21 protein-coding genes are annotated in these 18,874 nt (G+C 60.2%); 8 read left to right on the top strand and 13 right to left on the bottom strand.

Translation table 11 applies throughout. The annotated features are described in order from the left end of the window. Positions 1-52: 52 nt before the first annotated feature. The 9 genes from ahpC to ACI2JX_RS05555 form a co-directional block, all read right to left on the bottom strand. Complete coding sequence (gene ahpC / locus ACI2JX_RS05595) at positions 53-616, bottom strand: alkyl hydroperoxide reductase subunit C (RefSeq protein WP_186556717.1); 564 nt, start codon at positions 614-616, stop codon at positions 53-55. 158 nt (positions 617-774) lie between these two features. Next, a complete protein-coding gene (locus ACI2JX_RS05590) occupies positions 775-3,177 on the bottom strand; it encodes a fimbria/pilus outer membrane usher protein (RefSeq protein WP_404689584.1) in 2,403 nt (800 codons plus the stop codon). Positions 3,178-3,271: 94 nt separating this feature from the next. Then, entirely contained in the window at positions 3,272-4,006 is a 735-nt protein-coding gene (locus ACI2JX_RS05585; protein ID WP_404689583.1) for a molecular chaperone, read from the bottom strand. A 56-nt stretch (positions 4,007-4,062) separates the two neighbouring features. Next, complete coding sequence (locus ACI2JX_RS05580; RefSeq protein WP_264235941.1) at positions 4,063-4,587, bottom strand: fimbrial protein; 525 nt, start codon at positions 4,585-4,587, stop codon at positions 4,063-4,065. A 184-nt stretch (positions 4,588-4,771) separates the two neighbouring features. Beyond that, entirely contained in the window at positions 4,772-6,127 is a 1,356-nt protein-coding gene (gene gorA, locus ACI2JX_RS05575) for a glutathione-disulfide reductase (RefSeq protein WP_264235940.1), read from the bottom strand. Positions 6,128-6,225: 98 nt separating this feature from the next. Beyond that, positions 6,226-7,065, bottom strand: coding sequence for a UTP--glucose-1-phosphate uridylyltransferase GalU (galU, locus tag ACI2JX_RS05570; protein ID WP_016391540.1), 840 nt, complete (start codon positions 7,063-7,065; stop codon positions 6,226-6,228). 283 nt (positions 7,066-7,348) lie between these two features. Beyond that, positions 7,349-8,260 carry a c-type cytochrome gene (locus ACI2JX_RS05565; RefSeq protein ID WP_404689582.1) on the bottom strand — a complete coding sequence of 304 codons (912 nt, stop codon included), beginning with the start codon at positions 8,258-8,260 and terminating at the stop codon, positions 7,349-7,351. Beyond that, positions 8,257-8,907, bottom strand: a complete 651-nt coding sequence (locus ACI2JX_RS05560) for a c-type cytochrome (protein ID WP_404689814.1) — start codon at positions 8,905-8,907, stop codon at positions 8,257-8,259. Before ACI2JX_RS05560 ends, ACI2JX_RS05565 begins: the two co-directional genes overlap by 4 nt. A gap of 144 nt (positions 8,908-9,051) precedes the next feature. Beyond that, positions 9,052-9,411, bottom strand: coding sequence for a hypothetical protein (locus ACI2JX_RS05555; RefSeq protein ID WP_264235938.1), 360 nt, complete (start codon positions 9,409-9,411; stop codon positions 9,052-9,054). Positions 9,412-9,572: 161 nt separating this feature from the next. On the opposite strand from ACI2JX_RS05555, the gene ACI2JX_RS05550 reads away from it, so the two are divergent. The 8 genes from ACI2JX_RS05550 to csrA all read left to right on the top strand — a co-directional run bounded on the left by ACI2JX_RS05550 (position 9,573) and on the right by csrA (position 15,364). Further along, positions 9,573-9,875, top strand: coding sequence for a DUF1883 domain-containing protein (locus ACI2JX_RS05550; RefSeq protein WP_186556724.1), 303 nt, complete (start codon positions 9,573-9,575; stop codon positions 9,873-9,875). Positions 9,876-9,880: 5 nt separating this feature from the next. After that, on the top strand, positions 9,881-10,051 hold the full coding sequence (locus ACI2JX_RS05545; RefSeq protein WP_186556725.1) for a hypothetical protein: 171 nt from the start codon (positions 9,881-9,883) through the stop codon (positions 10,049-10,051). Between the two features lie 48 nt (positions 10,052-10,099). Further along, positions 10,100-11,173 carry an NAD(P)H-dependent flavin oxidoreductase gene (locus ACI2JX_RS05540; protein ID WP_404689581.1) on the top strand — a complete coding sequence of 358 codons (1,074 nt, stop codon included), beginning with the start codon at positions 10,100-10,102 and terminating at the stop codon, positions 11,171-11,173. Between the two features lie 136 nt (positions 11,174-11,309). Then, entirely contained in the window at positions 11,310-12,068 is a 759-nt protein-coding gene (gene modA / locus ACI2JX_RS05535) for a molybdate ABC transporter substrate-binding protein (RefSeq protein ID WP_404689580.1), read from the top strand. Beyond that, the gene (gene modB / locus ACI2JX_RS05530; protein ID WP_264235935.1) at positions 12,068-12,748 is read left to right on the top strand and encodes a molybdate ABC transporter permease subunit; all 681 of its coding nucleotides are present in this window, start codon (positions 12,068-12,070) and stop codon (positions 12,746-12,748) included. The genes modA and modB overlap by 1 nt, the downstream gene beginning before the upstream one ends. A 1-nt stretch (position 12,749) precedes the next feature. Then, positions 12,750-13,841 (top strand): molybdenum ABC transporter ATP-binding protein, encoded by a 1,092-nt coding sequence (gene modC, locus ACI2JX_RS05525; RefSeq protein ID WP_404689579.1) that lies wholly within the window; start codon positions 12,750-12,752, stop codon positions 13,839-13,841. A 58-nt stretch (positions 13,842-13,899) separates the two neighbouring features. Beyond that, positions 13,900-14,916 carry a DNA topoisomerase IB gene (locus ACI2JX_RS05520; protein WP_264235933.1) on the top strand — a complete coding sequence of 339 codons (1,017 nt, stop codon included), beginning with the start codon at positions 13,900-13,902 and terminating at the stop codon, positions 14,914-14,916. Positions 14,917-15,169: 253 nt separating this feature from the next. Next, complete coding sequence (gene csrA, locus ACI2JX_RS05515; protein WP_186556731.1) at positions 15,170-15,364, top strand: carbon storage regulator CsrA; 195 nt, start codon at positions 15,170-15,172, stop codon at positions 15,362-15,364. Between the two features lie 76 nt (positions 15,365-15,440). Here the strand turns inward: csrA and ACI2JX_RS05510 are convergent, their stop codons facing one another. The 4 genes from ACI2JX_RS05510 to ACI2JX_RS05495 form a co-directional block, all read right to left on the bottom strand. After that, the gene (locus ACI2JX_RS05510; protein WP_404689578.1) at positions 15,441-15,794 is read right to left on the bottom strand and encodes a response regulator; all 354 of its coding nucleotides are present in this window, start codon (positions 15,792-15,794) and stop codon (positions 15,441-15,443) included. A gap of 12 nt (positions 15,795-15,806) precedes the next feature. Then, on the bottom strand, positions 15,807-17,252 hold the full coding sequence (locus ACI2JX_RS05505; RefSeq protein ID WP_404689577.1) for an ATPase domain-containing protein: 1,446 nt from the start codon (positions 17,250-17,252) through the stop codon (positions 15,807-15,809). Between the two features lie 25 nt (positions 17,253-17,277). Next, positions 17,278-18,420, bottom strand: coding sequence for a nitrogen regulation protein NR(II) (locus ACI2JX_RS05500; RefSeq protein ID WP_404689576.1), 1,143 nt, complete (start codon positions 18,418-18,420; stop codon positions 17,278-17,280). Positions 18,421-18,503: 83 nt separating this feature from the next. Continuing rightward, the gene (locus ACI2JX_RS05495) at positions 18,504-18,788 is read right to left on the bottom strand and encodes a hypothetical protein (RefSeq protein ID WP_404689575.1); all 285 of its coding nucleotides are present in this window, start codon (positions 18,786-18,788) and stop codon (positions 18,504-18,506) included. Positions 18,789-18,874 lie beyond the last annotated feature (86 nt).

Here is an 18,874-nt window from a genome sequence, read left to right as displayed (position 1 = left end):
GGTGACAACTTAGAAGTGGCGGTTGCTCACCGCCCGCAGCCGGGGCATGACGTTAGATCTTGCCAACCAGGTCCAGCGATGGCGCCAGGGTAGCTTCACCTTCTTTCCACTTCGCAGGGCAGACTTCGCCTGGGTGGGCGGCAACGTACTGGGCAGCCTTGACTTTGCGCAGCAGTTCGCTAGCGTCGCGGCCTACACCACCGTCGTTGATTTCGACGATCTTGATCTGGCCTTCTGGGTTGATCACGAAGGTACCGCGATCGGCCAGGCCGGCTTCTTCGATCAGCACGTCGAAGTTGCGCGAGATGACGTGGGTCGGGTCACCAATCAGCGGGTACTTGATCTTGCCGATGGTTTCCGAGGTGTCGTGCCACGCTTTGTGGGTGAAGTGGGTGTCGGTGGACACGCCGTAGATTTCCACGCCCAGCTTCTGGAACTCAGCGTAGTTGTCGGCCAGATCGCCCAGCTCGGTTGGGCAGACAAAGGTAAAGTCGGCCGGGTAGAAGAACACGACAGACCACTTGCCTTGCAGATCGGCTTCGCTCACCTGAACGAATTCGCCGTTGTGGAAGGCAGTAGCGTTGAACGGTTTGACCTGGCTGTTGATGATAGGCATGAGATGCGCTCCTTCATGGGGTTTGAAATGGGTTGACGCAGAGAATCCTAACCGCGCACTCCGATAAAGGCTCATTGGCAAACCTGATGCTGCTGATTGGTTTTGGCTATAAAGCTGGGTTACCGATAGATTGTTTGATTCCTAGGCTACCGGCAGATCTAAGACCCGCCCCGAACACTCGGCGTACAAATGATTGCGGACTGCTCTTGCTCAGTCCTCGGTTCGGATGCGATCCAGCACTGTTCACCCTCAGTATCGCCCCACACCACCTGCCATTTAGGCTGATCGCCAGCGCTACGTACATACAACTGGCTACCCTGCCCAACCAATCCCAGCTCCAGGCCTTGCTCATCAAAGACCTGTGCGCCAAACGGCAGCGCTGTGCCATCGTTCAGTCGAGCCTCGATCACCTGCAGACTGCCAACACGCGTCGGATAATGCAGCAGCGTGGCGGCGCCGGCCCGCGGCGCCACCGACTGGCCAGTGAGTTGCAGTTCGACATCCTGAGCGGTGCCCTTAGGGTCGAGTTCCACGCTATTGAGTTGGTAAGGCGCGAGCGACGGTAGCACGGCGTATCCGCGTTGATCGAGGCGCACCTGTGGATGCTGGCGGATACCCGCGCCGGCGGCGCCAGGCGCCTGCACGATGGCGAAGCTATCGCCCAACGGCGGTGCGGCAATTACCCCTCCCCCATGGGCGACCAACGCGCCTTGCGCCCCCACCGCCGCCTGGCGATAGCCACCGCGGTTGACCAGCGAGCCACTGATCTGACCGCCAGCGCCACTGTGGCGCAAAGTGGCATCCAACCCTGCATCGTTGCGCACGCCCTGCTGCTGGGCCACTGCCAGTCCATACCCCCATTGTCCCTGCTCGCCATCGACAGCACTCCAGCGCAGGTTGGAGGTACTACGCCCCAGCGAATCGACATTGACACCACTACTGAGTGTCGAGCGTCGGCGCTCTCCAAATGGCACACTGGCGTTGAACGTATAGTTCGTGAAGGCTTGTCCCAAGGCGCCCTGCTCACGATTGATATTGAGCCCATAGGTCAACGCGCCGAGGTAGTTGCTGTAGCCCAGGTTGTAGCCCATCCTGCGCCCACCCCCAGACCAATTAAGCCGGTCGCTGGTGGTGAAGCTCAAGCGCCCGGCCTTGTCGCCCAAGTGCTGATGCACGCTCAACTGCAGGCGTCTTCGCAGCGGCCTTGCGCGGCCTCTGCGACTTCCGTTGGCGAACTCATCGAAACTGTAGTGATCCGCGCTGTTGCTTTGGGTAAGGGTGGCGCCGAGGTCCGTTCCCGCCCGTGACAGGCGATGACGCCAACTCAGGCGCATGGCATGGCCTCTGCCACTCTGCCCTGAGGATAACGTGGTCCGGCTGTGGTAATGGGTCAAGCCAAAGGCGCCGACACCGCTATTGATTGCGGCCCCCATAGCGCTGGCAAGATAATCCTCAGCGAGCCAGGCGCCGCCGTGCACGCTGAAGCGATTGTCCACGCCCTGTTGCCAGCTACCTTGAATAAAGCCTGGACCGGTCCGCCCTGAATCGTTGCGCCAGACGCCACTGCTAAATTCGAACCGGCTGGCGCCAGGCCGCAAGGCTAGAGGCGCTACCTGATTTGGCAGAAAAAACGTGCGCACGCTGCCATCGGCCTGGCGCAAGCTCACCTCAAGCTCTTCGCTCAGACCACTGGCAGGCAGGTCATCGATCTCGAAGGGGCCTGGCGCGACCGTAGACTCATGCAGCAGTACGCCCCGCTGACGAACAGTTAATAAAGCGGTGCTGCTTGCCACTCCTTTTACCGTCGGCGCAAAGCCTCGCAGCTCCTGCGCCAGCATGCGCTCATCAGTGCCCAGCAGCACCCCGCGAAATGCGCTACCGGGGAACACACCCGCATTGCTGTAGCCATCACCTAGGGTAATCTGCGCCGACCAGGTCGGGACGTCGGTTCTGACTGAAGTAGCACCCGCTTGATAGCGGGTCGCACGGGTATTTGAAGCCTGCCAACTGCCATCGTGACGCCAATACCAGTCACCCGTATTCACCCCAGCGCGCACCCCCAGAAAGCTCTGTTGCAAATTGCTGCGCTGTTGCCGGTCCTGACGTTGATAGTGGCTGAAAGTGTAATTGATGAAGCCCGCGCTGACTCCACTGTCCCATTGATCAGGGGGTAGATAGCCGTTTGGCTGCCGGCGCAAAGCGTCCTGCGCGATCTGTAGATCCAGACCCTGATTGCCCAGGTCCAGCGTTTCAGTGGCAACTACACCGAGCCTGTCAAGGGCAACACACGCGTCTCTGCCTACCAACGCCTCGCGGACGCTATCACCAAACCGCTGCACATCCAGCCCTAAGCTGTGCAGCAGCGTTTCACTGTAACAAGCCGCGCTCTCTACGGCTCCCGGTGGAATCTTGAGCACCACGACGTGGCGCCCCTTCCACTGTTGGTTCAGAGTGATATCGAGGCTGAAGCTGCCTTGCGGCGCTTGAGCGCCCTGCTCAAAGCGACGCAAGTCAGCCGACGAACCCTGGCGTAACAGTGCGGCGTCGAATTCGACAGCCACTGCTACAGCAGCACCAAGTGCGCTAAGCGATCCAACAAGAACTTGGCCACAGGGGCTAAGGAACCGGCCCTTGCCAGGGCTGAAGCACCCCACCTCACTGCTCCCATTGCGCCACAGAAACCGCAGGTGCGTCACGCACCGCACCATAGTCATCAATGACCGCATAACGCAGCTCAATGGCGGCAGGCCGCTCGCGTGCCTGTAGCGCAAAGCGGACGCTCGAGAAAGGCGGGACATGAGTAGGCACAAGGCTGACTACCTGCTCACCCAGGGTTATCTCCAACCTTGCCAGATTGACGAAAAAAGGCCCGGAATTGTCTGCCTGCATCGCCCAGGCGGGGCCATCACGCACCACTCGCCAGGTGACTGCTCTATGTCCATCAGTAGCGTTGCCCGCCAGGCCCTGCGGGCGATACAGCAGCTTGATCCGGGAACGCAGAGAAAACTGCAGAAAATTGCCCGCCCCCTTGGCAGGCACCTCCAGAACATTGAGCCAGTACAGGCTTTCCCGATCCCCTGGCATCACATCGCCCGTGTGGAACAACCTGAGACTTTGCGCCTTGCCGGGGTCAAGACGAAACAGCGGCGGCGCCAGCCTGAACGGTACGCGCAGTTGCTCGAGAGGGACCTCAGGGCGGCCATCATCGACCCAGGACTGGATCAATGATGGGTGACTGCCAACATTGTTCATCTTCACGGTGACTTCACGCTGTTCAGCGGGAAAGATGAGGCGCGTAGCGCCGATGACCACACCGGCGTCGGTCTGCATGGAAAGCAAACAGCCAGCCAGCAGCGCTCCACGCCTGAATACGCTGAGAAAACGTTCCATGAACTTTCACTTGGATACGCAGGAAAATGCAGCCGCATGCGAGCTGCGCGAAGTACTCAGAGGTAGTCGAGGGAGTACTGGACGTTGGAGCTTACTGGGCCTGGCGTGGCATTTCCGGTTGAGTAGTAGCGTACGAAGAAGGCCAAGTTGGCTCGTCCGTCTTGCACACCTATGCGTTGCACATTCTGAGAACCTTTCGCGGCGGCAAGGTCCATTGGCTGCTGTTGGTTATTGAGCAACTGCAGCTGAACATTCTCAGCGCCACCTTCTGCGACATTAAGGCGTCCCTCCGGGCTTATGTTCTGGCCCTCGAAGTACACAGAAATCTCACTCAACCCAGGTGGGCAGTTTTCCACTTCGAGTCTGAACAGTATTGGCCCAGCAACACTCCCTGCCCTGCGCAGCTCGCTGGTATCGATGACAGGAAGCTGAACTTGTGGGTTTCCGTTCTCGTTGCTGACGGCGCAAGTCGATGAGCGCAACTCACCCTGGAAGTTAATCTGACCACGATCAGCCGACACTTGCCCTGCCCAGACCAGCAAACTGCTCGCTACAAAGAATACCTTCGACAAAGTGTGCATGTTCGCTTTCCTCTCAACGCTGATGAATACGATCAGCCAATACCGACCGACGCCGCTTGCGCAGCGCCGGGGCAGTATCAAGAAGGCGTCAGCAGCACGCTGTAAGGCAAGCAGAGAGAACAGGCAGGAAAGCTCGACCGAGCTGATCAGAAACCTGCAGAGCAGAACGTATGTGAGCGTTTACTCATCGCGTTACCGTACGCATGGTCACGAACTCTTCGGCCGCCGTCGGGTGTACGCCGATGGTTTCGTCAAACTGCTGCTTGGTGGCGCCCGCCTTGAGCGCGATACCCAAGCCTTGGATGATCTCGCCGGCATCAGGCCCAACCATGTGACAACCCAGTACCTTGTCGGTGTCGGCGTCGACCACCAGCTTCATCAGGGTCTTTTCCTGGATGTCGGTCAGGGTCAGCTTCATCGCCCGGAAGCGGCTCTCGAATATCTGCACGTGGTGCCCGGCTTCCAGCGCCTGCTCTTCGGTCAGTCCAACCGTGCCTATCGGCGGCTGGCTGAACACCGCAGTCGGGATGTTCTGATAGTCCACTGGGCGGTATTGCTCAGGCTTGAACAACCGCCGCGCTACCGCCATGCCTTCAGCCAGCGCGACCGGCGTCAGCTGTACGCGACCGATGACATCACCAATGGCCAGGATCGACGGCTCGGTGGTCTGGTACTGCTCGTCGACGCGCACGAAGCCACGCGGATCGAGCTCCACACCGGTATTTTCCAGTCCGAGGTTATCCAGCATGGGCCGTCGGCCGGTGGCGTAGAACACGCAGTCGGTGATCAGCTCGCGGCCGTCCTTGAGGGTGGCCTTGAGGCTGCCGTCGTCCTGCTGGTCGATGCGCTGGATATCGCTGTTGAATTGCAGATTCAGGCCGCGTTTATCCAGCTCTTCTTTGAGATGGGTACGCACCGAGCCATCGAAGCCGCGCAAGAACAAGTCGCCGCGATAAAGCAACGTGGTATCGCTGCCCAGTCCCTGGAAAATGCCGGCGAATTCGACAGCGATATAGCCGCCACCCACTACCAGGATCCGCCGTGGCAGCTCCTTGAGGTAGAACGCCTCGTTCGAGGTGATAGCCAGCTCCTTACCAGGAATGTCCGGCACCTGCGGCCAGCCACCGGTGGCGATGAGGATGTGCGCGGCGCTGTAGCGCTGGCCTTCGACTTCCACTTCGTGGGCGCCGGTCAGGCGAGCATGGCCTTGCAGCAAGGTGACTCCACTGTTGACCAGCAGGTTGCGATAGATGCCGTTGAGGCGCTCGATCTCGCGGTTTTTGTTGGCGATCAGCGTCCCCCAGTCAAAGTGCCCTTCTTCCAAGGTCCAGCCGAAGCCTGCAGCTTGCTCCAGCTCGTCGGCCACGTGAGCCCCGTAGACCAGCAGTTTTTTCGGCACGCAGCCAACGTTTACGCACGTGCCACCCAGGTAGCGGCTCTCGGCCACAGCGACCTTTGCACCGAAGCCCGCGGCGAAGCGCGCGGCACGCACACCGCCGGAACCGGCGCCAATCACGAACAGATCAAAATCGTAGGCCATGTATTCAGTCTCCTTGGCTGGCGCTCAGCATACCGCCGTTGGCCGCCACAAACAAAAAAGCCACCCCGAGGGGTGGCTTGTCGGCCTGGCGTGGCGAATCAGTACGCCTTGCCGGTCTTGTAATAGTTCTCGAAGCAGAAGTTGGTCGCGTCGATGTAGCCCTCGGCACCACCGCAGTCGAAGCGTTTGCCTTTGAACTTGTAGGCAATCACGCAGCCGTTCTGCGCCTGCTGCATCAGGGCGTCGGTGATCTGGATCTCGCCACCTTTGCCCGGCGGGGTGTTCTTGATGATATCGAAGATATCCGGGGTCAGGATGTAACGACCGATGATCGCCAGGTTCGACGGAGCGTCTTCTGGAGCCGGCTTCTCGACCATGTTGGTCACACGGAAGATGTCGTCGCGGATCATGTCACCGGCGATGACGCCGTACTTGTTGGTTTCCTGCGGATCGACTTCCTGGATGGCGATGATCGAGCAGCGGAACTGGTTGTACAGCTTGACCATCTGGGTCAGCACGCCATCGCCTTCCGGGTTGACGCACAGGTCGTCTGCCAACACCACGGCGAACGGTTCATCGCCGATCAGCGGCTGGCCGGTGAGGATCGCGTGACCCAGACCTTTCATTTCGGTCTGACGGGTGTAGGAGAACGAGCACTCGTCAAGCAGGCGACGGATACCGACCAGGTATTTTTCCTTGTCGGTGCCCTTGATCTGGTTTTCCAGCTCGTAGCTGATGTCGAAATGGTCTTCCAGGGCACGCTTGCCGCGGCCGGTAACGATGGAAATCTCGTTCAGGCCAGCGTCCAGTGCCTCTTCAACGCCATACTGGATCAGTGGCTTGTTGACCACCGGCAGCATTTCCTTGGGCATGGCTTTGGTAGCGGGCAGGAAGCGAGTGCCGTAGCCGGCTGCCGGGAACAAGCATTTTTTGATCATATACGTCCTTAACAAGGGCTTTGCGTACGAAATTCGGCGCAGTCTAATCAGGCGGCACGCACCTTACAATGCCCCGCCCTCGGGCGACCGATGCCATGATAGAGATAACCCAGTGTAGATAGTTCCGGCCAATCGTAAATATTGCGCTCAGTGAAAACTAACCACCCCCGCGATCCTGCGGCAATTGCAGCTGCGCGAAGCGCTTTGATTCAGCTAATTGAATCAAAGCATTCAGACCCGCACTGTAGGCGTAGGGGCTGCCTTGCAGCCCCCTCTGCGGCAATTAATCGCTCCCCTGGCCTATCAGCAGTCCTTCGACCGTCTGTCCATAAAGGTTTACCCCATCATTGGCGTGGAACTTTAGCCGGGTCTTTTCGATGGAACCTTCGACCAAGCGCGGATCCTGCGGGCGCTCGTGACGGTTGATCCAGGCGGCGACATCCCACGCCTGCTGATCGCTCAGGCTGCCGGGTCGGCCCAGCGGCATGTTGTACTTGATAAACGACGCCGCGGTGTTGATTCGGTGCATACCTGCGCCCCAGTTATAGGAGTCCTTGCCCCACAGCGGCGGCATCACGTATTCCCCTGCCACTTGCTGGCCTTCGCCCTGGTCGCCGTGACAAATCGCGCATTGCTCGCGATACACCTGCTGGCCACGTTTGAAGTCGTAGCCGCCCTTGGGTTGAGGAACCTCCGGGTAGCCGCGACCCGGTGTCTCGATACCGGTAGCCGCATGGGTCGAGAGCCAGTAGGCGTAGACACTGAGTGCAGTCATCTGCGGGCTGTCGGCAGCCGGTGGCTTGCCGTTCATGCTGAACTGGAAGCAGCCTTGGATGCGCTCGGCGAAGGTGTTGACCTTGTCGTTCTTCTTGCGATACGCCGGATACATCGGATACGCACCCCACAACGGCGCAGAGAAGGCCATGCGTCCCTGGTCCAGGTGGCAGTTGCTACAGTTCATGCCATTACCCACGGCCTCGGGCATCAGTCTGCGCGTATCGACAAACAGCGCATGACCTTCGCGGACCATTTTGCCAAACGCGTTGTCCGGCAGCTCACTTTCCGCTGGCGGGGTGAACTGCGGGGCAGCCTGGGTGCCTGGCACCTTGAGCTGGGACTGATCTTCCATGGCAATCGGCGCCGCCTGAAGGCTGCCCACGGCCAACAGTAACAGGGCTGGGATCATCGGCTTCATGGCTTGACCTCCTGGCTGCCGGGCTCGGCGAAGAACGCGGCAACTGCCGTAACCTCAGCATCGGTCATCGCCTTGGCCACGCCGACCATCAACTGGTTGGGGTCGTTGCTGCGGCTGCCATCGCGCCAGGCATTGAGTTGCGCCACCAAGTAACTGGCCGGCTGCCCGGCCAACGGCGGAAAGTGCTCACCAACGCCGCTACCGCCCGGCCCGTGGCACTGCACACAACCTGGAATGTGCCGACTCCAGTCGCCATACAGCGCCAGGCGCGTCACCGGATCGGTGGCGATCTGTTGCCGGCGCTGCTCGGGGGCGGGGTCACTGGGCAGGTTGGCCAGGTAGGCACTGACGGCCTTGGCTTCTTCGTCACTCAAGGCCTTGGCCAGCGGCTCCATGACAGCCTGCTTACGAGTGCCATTACGAAAGTCGCCCAGTTGCTTGTTGAGGTATCCAGCGGGGAGTCCAGCCAAGCGGGGGAAGCCTGCGGCGGCAATGCCCTTGCCATCGGCGCCATGACAGCCCAGGCAAGCCATGGCGGCAGGATTCTGCCCGCCTTGCGTGAAGATTTTCTGGCCATCGGCGGCATGCGCCGCAGACCAGGCCAGGATCAGCGCAGTGCCGATCGCGACGCGACTTAACGGTTTGATCACGGGACGCTCCATTTCCTTGTTATAAGCTTAGGCTTAATTGGTATAAGCAGGAAAAGTCTAGGCTTAACCTCCGGCAGGGAACAACGCCTACCGGACAAGAAGATGTAATCTGCCCGTTAATTGCTCCTGAGCTGAGCTAGATCAAGATCCTGAGATGCACTTGGTCGCGGCGGTACGCACGTCGCCCAACCGCAGGGGGAAGTTGTTCAAACGCTCACGCAGCTTGATGCTGCTGCCACTGCCGCGTTTGTCGATGTCCAGCAGCGCGGCCGGGCCGGTACCTGCGGTCAGCTTTTGCGGCACGATCAGGCGCAAGCCATCACCACGCTGCTCTTCGTGCAAAGCATCGCGGCTATCAGCCAGCTCAGCCTTGACGCAGTCAGCGTAAGCGCGCGGGGTCTTGCCAGAAATCACATCCATGGTTTCTCGCGATTGCTCCAGTTCCGAAACACTGACGCAGCCGCCCAAAGTCAAGGTCATCGCCGCCACCACCCACTTCATTCGTTGTACCTCTGCCCTTTAAGATTGTGTATGACAACGCCCGGGCGGATTTGCTCCCTGCTTTGGCGGATTTATCCCTAGCCCGGTCAACAGGGGCGCGAGTGTACCCTTACATCGTGATATCTTTCGCGTTTGCAGAGATAAACCTTGCGGAGCATCACATGAAATTCGTACACCAGCGCGAGCATCTCAACGAGGACGATATCGTCGTTATCGAGTGTTCCCAGCGCTGCAACATCCGCCTGATGAACGACGCCAACTTCCGCAGTTTCAAGAATGGCGGCCGTCACACCTACCACGGCGGCGCCTTCGATCGCTTCCCGGCCAAGATCACCGTGCCGAGCACCGGTTTCTGGAACATCACCATCGATACCGTCACCCCGCGCCCGATCTCGGTCACGCGTAAGCCGACCTTCACCCACAAGATCAAGATCATCCGTCGCTCGTCGTCGCAACTGAGATAAGCCTCATGACCCAGACCATCAAATACGTGATCAAGTACAAACTCGATGGCGAGCGCCGTTGGGACTTCGCCCTGATGCCCGATAGCTCCACCGAGCAGGCCCTGCAAGCACTGCGCAAGATCCATGGCGATGACGCTGAGAAGATCAGCGACATCCAAGTCAGCAAGGCCCTGTAACCCCCCCTGAGGTAAGCCCCCGTCGTCACACCGCACAAGGAGCCGCGCATGAGCACCTGGTCAGACCGCCGCATTCTCGATCTGTTGGGCATCGAGGTACCCATTCTCCAGGCGCCCATGGCCGGCGCCACGGGCTCGGCCATGGCGATTGCGGTGGGCAATGCCGGTGGGCTGGCAGCGTTACCTTGCGCCATGCTCAGCCTGGAGCAGGTGCGCAGCGAGATCGACGCTTTCCGCGCAGCCAGCCTGGGACCGCTGAATCTCAACTTCTTCTGCCACCAACCGCCAGTCGCCGACGTTGAGCGTGACTCGCGCTGGAAGCAGGCACTCAAGCCGTACTATGAAGAAGTGGGGGCAGACTTTGACGCCCCGACCCCAGTTTCCAACCGCGCACCGTTCGATGAACACAGCTGCCAGCTAGTCGAGCAATTACGGCCGCAAGTGGTCAGCTTCCATTTCGGCCTGCCATGTGCCGACCTGCTCCAGCGGGTCAAGGCAACGGGCGCCAAGGTGCTGTCCAGTGCCACCACGGTAGAAGAGGCGCGCTGGCTAGAGGCCCATGGCTGCGACGCGATCATCGCCATGGGCTATGAAGCGGGTGGGCATCGCGGCATGTTCTTGAGCGAGGAGATCACCAGCCAGATCGGCACCTTTGCCCTGGTGCCGCAGGTGGTGGATGCGGTACGCGTGCCCGTGATCGCCGCGGGCGGTATCAGCGACCACCGCGGACTGGTCGCGGCCCTGGCGCTGGGCGCCTCGGCAGTGCAGATTGGCACAGCCTACCTGTTCTGCCCCGAAGCCAAGGTATCGCCTGCCCACCGGCAGGCGCTAGACAGCGCACCTGCCAGCGATACGGCACTGACCAACCTGTTCACCGGGCGACCGGCACGTGGCATCAATAATCGGATCATGCGCGAGCTAGGGCCCATGAGTGACCTGGCGCCGCGCTTTCCGCTGGCCGGCGGTGCGTTAATGCCGTTGCGGGCAATCAGTGATGCCAAAGGCAGCAGTGATTTCAGCAATCTGTGGTCGGGGCAGGCATTGCGTCTAGGGCGAGCGATGCCGGCGGGCGAGTTGACCCGGGACATTGCAGAGAAGGCATTGGCGCAATTGGGGCGCTGAGTCAGGGATTGTCATCGTTCTGGCCCCTCTCGCGGGTCAAGCCTGCTTCTACAAGTACGGCGCGCCTCTTCCCGATCAGCGGGTTATCGCTATATAGTCGACAACATAACGATAACCTGCCCTCTGGAGCTGCTTCATGCGTATTCGTCTGTCCCACCTGGCCGTCACCGCACTGGCCGGCCTGATTACCCTCAATAGCGCGTGGGCAGATGAGGTCCAGGTTGCCGTTGCCGCCAACTTCACCGCTCCGATCCAGGCCATTGCCACGGACTTTGAAAAGGACACCGGCCACAAACTGGTGGCTGCCTATGGTGCCACCGGCCAGTTTTATGCGCAGATCAAGAATGGCGCGCCATTCGAAGTGTTCCTCGCCGCCGACGACAGCACCCCGGCCAAACTGGAACAGGAAAAACAAACCGTGGCAGGCTCGCGCTTCACCTATGCCATCGGTACTCTGGCGCTATGGTCGGCCAAGCCTGGCTATGTCGACGACAGAGGCGCTGTATTAAAAAGTAATGACTACAAGCACCTGTCCATCGCCAACCCGAAGACCGCGCCCTACGGCCTGGCCGCCACCCAGGTTCTGCACAAGTTGCAACTGACCGAAGCCACCAAAGGCAAGATCGTCGAAGGTCAGAACATCACCCAGGCGTTCCAATTCGTCTCCACCGGCAATGCCGAACTGGGCTTCGTCGCCCTTTCGCAAATCTACAAGGACGGCAAGGTCGAGAACGGCTCGGCCTGGATCGTGCCTGCCGATCTGCACGAGCCGATCCGTCAAGACGCAGTCATCCTCAATAAAGGCAAGGACAATCCGGCGGCCAAAGCCCTGGTCGATTATCTGAAGGGCCCCAAAGCCGCCGCGCTGATCAAATCCTACGGCTATGAAATCTGATGCCACTCGACGCCAGTGACCTGGGGGCGATTTGGCTGACCATCAAACTGGCCAGCTTGACCACCTTGATCCTGCTGGTGGTGGGTACGCCTATCGCCTGGTGGCTGGCGCGTACCCAGTCATGGCTGCGCGGGCCAATCGGCGCGGTGGTGGCCTTGCCGCTGGTGCTGCCGCCGACGGTAATTGGCTTCTACCTGCTGATCGCCCTAGGGCCGCACGGTTGGATCGGCCAGGCCACCCAGGCGCTCGGCCTGGGTAGCGTGGTGTTCAGTTTTGCCGGACTGGTGATCGGCTCGGTGGTGTATTCGATGCCGTTCGTGGTGCAGCCGTTGCAAAACGCATTCAGCGCCATCGGCCCACGCCCATTGGAAGTCGCCGCAACCTTGCGCGCCAGCCCTTGGGATACCTTCGTGCACGTGGTTCTACCGCTGGCCCGGCCAGGCTTTGTCACCGCCAGCATCCTTGGCTTTGCCCACACCGTGGGCGAATTCGGCGTAGTGCTGATGATCGGCGGCAATATTCCGGACAAGACCCGCGTGGTCTCGGTGCAGATCTTCGATCACGTCGAGGCCATGGCCTATTCGCAAGCGCACTGGCTGGCCGGGGCCATGCTGGTATTCTCCTTCCTGGTGCTGCTCCTGCTCTATGCGGGCCGGCGCGGCAAGGCTGGCTGGAGCTGAAATGAGCTCATCAATAGTGGCGCGGCTGACCCTTGGCCGCGACGATTTTACCCTGGATGTCGACCTGCACCTGCCTGGTCGCGGGATCAGCGCGCTGTTTGGCCACTCCGGCTCCGGCAAGACCTCTTGCCTGCGCTGCCTGGCTGGGCTTGAGCGCCCCAGCAGCGCTTATATCGAAGTCAATGGCGAGGTCTGGGAAGACAGCGCACGCGGCTGGTTTCTGGCCCCGCATCTGCGCCCGGTCGGCTATGTGTTTCAGGAGGCTAGCTTGTTCCCGCATCTCTCGGTGCGCGGCAACCTTGAGTTCGGCTGGCGACGCATCAAGGCCAGTGAGCGCAAAGTCAGTTTGGACCAAGCCTGCCAACTGCTCGGTATCGGCCATTTGCTCGAGCGCAAGCCAGCCACGCTGTCAGGCGGCGAAGCGCAACGAGTAGGCATTGCTCGGGCTCTGCTCAGCAGCCCGCGGCTGTTGTTGATGGATGAACCCTTGGCAGCCCTGGACGGACCGCGCAAGCGCGAGATCCTGCCTTACCTGGAACGGCTGCACGATGAACTGGACATCCCCGTGGTGTACGTCAGTCATGCGCAGGATGAAGTCGCCCGCCTGGCTGATCATCTGGTACTGCTCGAGCAGGGCAAGGCCGTGGCCTGCGGGCCGATTGGCCAGACCCTGGCCCGCCTCGACCTGTCGCTGGCCCAAGGCGAAGATGCAGGCGTGGTGCTCGAGGGCGTGGTGGTGGGACATGATCCGCACTATCAGCTGTTCGATCTGCGCCTACCCGGCAGTGACGCTCAGGTGTTGCGTATCGCCCACCCGTCTTTGGTGGTCGGCAGCACTCACCGGCTCAAGGTGCAGGCGCGCGACGTCAGCCTGGCCCTGGCCGCCGACAGCACTTCAAGCATTCTCAATCGCTTGCCGGTACGGGTTCGTGAATTCCGCGAGGCGGACAATCCCGCCCATGTGCTGGTCAGTCTGGACGCTGCCGACAGCGCCCTGCTCGCACGCGTGACCCGCTACTCTGCAGACCAGCTCGGCCTGCGCCCAGGCCAGATGCTCTGGGCCCAGATCAAATCAGTGGCGCTGTTGATCTGAGCATCGGCGGCTTTGCCGTTGTCCATTGCTCAGGTAACTGGTCGATGGATGCCGCCTCATGCTCGATTGCCCCCTGCCCCGCACCCTGCATTATGTCGACGACAGCCAGCCCGGCCTGAGCCGGCGTCGTTGGCGCGACCGCTTCATTTATCTGGATGCCGATGGCAATCGCGTGCGAGATAGCCAGACCCTGGCGCGCATCGCTGCACTGGTAATCCCACCCGCCTATACCGATGTGTGGATCTGCGCCGACCCGCAGGGGCATTTGCAGGCGACCGGGCGCGATGCACGCGGGCGCAAGCAATACCGCTACCACAGTGAGTGGCGCGAGCTGCGTGACCAGCACAAATATGGCCGGATGCTGGCGTTCGCCAAAGTACTGCCCGCGCTGCGCAAGCAACTGGACAACCACCTGCGCCGGCCAGGCCTGGACCGGGAAAAGGTCATGGCGCTGGTCGTCAGCCTGCTCGACACCACGCTGATTCGCATTGGCAACCGCCAATACCTGCGCGATAACAAGTCTTATGGTCTGACCACCCTGCACGCGCGGCACGTCAAGGTCGAGGGCAGCACGATTCGTTTTCAGTTTCGCGGCAAGCGCGGCGTGGAGCACAACGTGACGCTACGCGACCGCCGTCTTGCCGGGTTGATCAAGCGTTGCATGGAGCTACCGGGGCAGTCGCTGTTTCAATACCTGGATGAAAATGGCCAACGCCACAGCATCGGTTCCAGTGAAATCAACCTGTTCCTGCAACAGCTGACCGGTGCCGACTTCACGGCCAAGGACTACCGCACCTGGGCCGGCAGCAGCTTGGCTCTGAGCCTGCTGCGCCCACTGGCCTGGGAGCCGGACAGCGAAGCCAAGCGCCAGGTCAGCGCAATCGTTCGCCAGGTTGCCAGCCGCTTGGGCAACACCCCTGCAGTCTGCCGCCGTTGCTACATTCACCCAGCGGTGCTCGAGCACTTCCACCTGGGCCGGCTCGCCACACTGCCCAAAAGCCGCACGCGCAAGGGCCTGGAGCCTGAAGAAGTCGCCTTGCTGCGTTTTCTGCAGGGCCTGCAAACCCTCGATTGACTCACCCTATCCTCACCATCAAGCAGAGAAATTTCCAATATGAGCGTAAGCCCCCTATTCTTGCCACCGAGCACCTTCGCCGATAGCGCTTTAATGGGTTAAGTCGGCACCTGCAACTAGAGACAGGCAACAGATTTTGTCAGCGGGGGAATTCCTGTCCGCCGAAAGCGTCTTTAATGAGAAGGAAGAGGGACAAGCTCCCGCCGCAGCGGTAAATGGCCGCACGGTTTTCATCATTACCAAGGAGAACTACATGCTGATACTCACCCGCAAGGTTGGCGAAAGCATCGTCATCAACGATGACATCAAAGTCACCATTCTGGGCGTTAAAGGGATGCAAGTGAGGATCGGCATCGATGCACCGAAGGATGTTCAGGTTCATCGTGAAGAGATTTTCAAACGTATCCAGGCTGGCAACCCGGCGCCGGAAAAACATAACGACGAATAGCACTGATCTGCATCGCCTGAAGCCGCACGGATGCGCTTGACCGATCGGCCCGCCGATGCGGGATTTTGCCTGGCCTTCAGCCGCCCAGCAGTTCCCGCACTTTGGCGATCAGCTCTATCGGATTGAATGGCTTTTCAAACACCGCAACGAACAGATCAGGACTGGCCTGGCTGGCTTGCGCGCCACTCATGAGAATCACCGGCAGGTCTGCAAGCTCCAGCTCGTCACGGATTTCCCTGGCAAGCTCTTCGCCGTTTTTCTTCGGCATCATGAAGTCAGTAATGACCAGGTCTACCCGCTTCTGCCTCAAGGTTTCCAGTGCCTTGGTGCCATCACCCGCTTTTTCAACCGCAAAGCCCTCATCCTCCAATGCATAGGCAAGGATTTCGACTATCAGGTACTCGTCATCGACGATCAGGATGGTATTCATCGCCTCATCCCATCACCCACCCTCCTGCGGCACAGCGCTACCAGAGAGCACTCCCGAGGCCCCCTCGAACGCTTTGCGCAGAGTGACACCCTGAGGCCCCAGGCACAGTTCATGAAGCGCAGGATCGTGGTGACTGTCGCGCACTTTGAGAATTGACAGCATCCGCCGCAACTGCGCATCCAGCTCGACGAAGCGAGTCAGCAGCAGGTTGTCGACAATGCTCGACAGATCCGGCGCGGGCGCGCTGATCTCGGCGCCGAACAGGTCACGCATCTCCCAGGTCATCAGCACGCTGACGTCATGAGCGCGCAGCTCGCCGATCAGCGCACGGAAAAAACCATTGAGCCGCGCAGGGTCAGCAGCCAGCCGACTGAACGCCCCCAGACTATCGATGACCACTCGCTTGGCGCCCAACGCCTTAACTTGAGCAAGCAAGCGCGCACCTAGCTGATCGAGTAAGCCTTCGGTAGTTGGTTGCCAACACAGCTGCACGGCGCCCGCGCGTTCCAGGGTGGCAAAGTCATAACCCAACGCGGCGGCCTTCAGGCGCAAACGCGCTGGGGTTTCATAGAAGCCAAAATGCAAACCCGGCGCCTGCGCGGTGGCGGCAGCCAGAAAGGTCAGCCCCAGCGACGTCTTGCCAATCCCCGAGGGCCCCATCACCAGACTGGTTGAGCCAGTGGCCACACCACCGCCAAGCATCTCGTCCAGCGTAGGCGCACCGCTGGTGACCCGACTCAGGGTCGCGGTGCCTGGTTGGCTAGGATGGCTGTAGAGCGACTCCAGACGTGGAAATACCTTGAGCCCGGTCTCATCGATCAGGCACTCATGCAATCCTGCCAGGGCACCACTGCCGCGGGTCTTGCGCAGTTGGATATGGCGTATTGCCCGGCTTCCAACCAACTGCTCGCTGAGCTCAACCACCCCGTCGACCATCGTATGCTCGGGGCTGCCTTCCTGTAGTCGAGCACTGGTCAACAACAACACTGTGCAACCGGCGAAGGCGGCATGGCCCTGCAGCTCAGCAACGAATTTCTTGGTATCCAGGGTCGTTTCAGCGCGCACCCGGGCATTGAGCAACCCATCGACGATGAGCAAGGTCGCCTGTTGCCGGGCGATTTCCTGACGCAACAGCTTGACCACCGCCTCCAGCCCCTCCTGCTCCAGGGTATCGAAGGCACTGACGAACTGGATCTGATCGCCGACCAGGGCCTGATCGAAGAACTCCAGCGTCGAAAGGTATTGGAACAAGCGCTCGTGAGACTCGCTAAGCAAGGTCGCCACCAACACTCTGCCGCCCTCACGCACATGCCCCCAGGCCAGCTGGTTGGCCAAGATCGTCTTGCCTGCGCCAGGCGGCCCTTGGATGATGTAGGAGGCACCCACCACCAAGCCGCCCTTGAGCAACGCATCAAGCCCATCGATGCCAGTGGTCAGCCGTTTGAGTGCTTCTACCATGGTGTCCACCTAATTGGATGTCGTGCTATGGGCCAATCTGGGCAACGGGCAAGTACAAGCTCATGCGCGTGCCAACCCCTACTTCGCTAGTTACACAGATCGCACCATTGCTTTGCTTGGCAAAGCCATAGACTTGGCTCAACCCAAGCCCGGTGCCTTTGCCGAAGGCCTTGGTGGTAAAAAACGGCTCGAAGATGCGTGGCAGCACCTTCGCCTCGATACCTTGACCGGTGTCCTGCACAGCGAAACACACAAAGCTGCCGTGCAACCCCTCAACTTCGCCTGACAACTCAACAGCGTTCACCTCAAGGCGAATACTCCCCTCACCGTCGATGGCGTCACGGGCATTGAATAACAGGTTGAGCAGGACCATCTGCAACTGCCCGGCATCGGCTTGGATCATCGGTACATCCAGTTGCAGATGTTGCTCAAGCACTATCTCACTGGGCAGCGCGTGCTCCAATAGACCACGGGTAGAATCGATCAGCTCGGCTGGCGCGATACGCGTGACGTTCAACTGCTGATGGCGAGCAAAGCTGAGCAAGCGCTGGGTGAGCTGGGTTCCGCGCTGGCCCGCATCGAGAATATGCTCGAGCAGGCGCCGCACGCGCTCAGGATCCTGGCTACTTGCAGCCAGGCGGGCAGAACTGAGGATGATGGTCAGCAGATTGTTGAAGTCATGCGCCAAGCCGCCGGTCAACTGTCCTAGGGCTTCGAGCTTCTGCGCCTGGAATAGTTGGGCACGCATGGTATCCAGTTGCAGTGCCGACTCGCGCCGGTCGGTGATGTCGCGGGTAACTTTGGCCAAGCCGACAATCTGGCCGTGCTCGTCACGAATCACATCCAGGGCCGCCAAGGCCCAGAACTGCGTACCGTCCTTGCGTACTCGCCAGCCCTCATCCTGGGCAACGCCCTGCTCCAGTGCCTGGCGCAACAGGTGCGCAGGGCGCCCTTCGGCACAATCTCGGGGCGTGAAAAACAGCGAGAAATGCTTGCCGATGATTTCATCGGCGCGATAACCCTTGATGCGCTCGGCACCGGCGTTCCACGACACCACGTTACCGTCAGGGTCGAGCATATAGATGGCGTAGTCCACTACCGACTGAACCAGCTGTTCATAGCGGTTGGTGGGCACTTCAGGCTGATCCAGGCGGTCGGTTGAAACCATGCAAGCTCCACAGGCACCGCAGGGAAAGACAAATTGAGCGTAGTTCAGAGTCTACTCGCCCTCGGGCCATCAAGCGAAACTCTTCAGGTCATGCGCTCTACTACAACCGGGCTGAGTCTGCGCGGCATCGTTACCCTAAGCAGCCACAGGCATGCCAACACAACGCCGCCGCCAGCCGCGATTGCCAGCCCTCTCTGCTGAACCGTGTGCTGTGCGTCGAAGCCGATCATCAGCAGATAGCCACCCAGGCACAACAGGCTGAAGTAAAGGAAAGCCGCTAGAACGAAGACCTGAGCGAACAGTATGCGCCAGAACAGCCTAGGCCGTACGACGCGCGTTGAGGGTACAGACGAGAGCTCAGCAGACATGGCATTTAGCTCATTGGATCCAAAGTTTCGAACAGTGGCCTAATGCTGGCACCGTGTCAATTGCATCTTTGCCAATTATGGCCTAA

The organism is Pseudomonas sp. NPDC088890, assembly GCF_044900155.1.
In the GTDB taxonomy this organism is placed as follows: domain Bacteria; phylum Pseudomonadota; class Gammaproteobacteria; order Pseudomonadales; family Pseudomonadaceae; genus Aquipseudomonas; species Aquipseudomonas urmiensis.
This window is presented reverse-complemented; position numbering and strand designations above follow the sequence as displayed.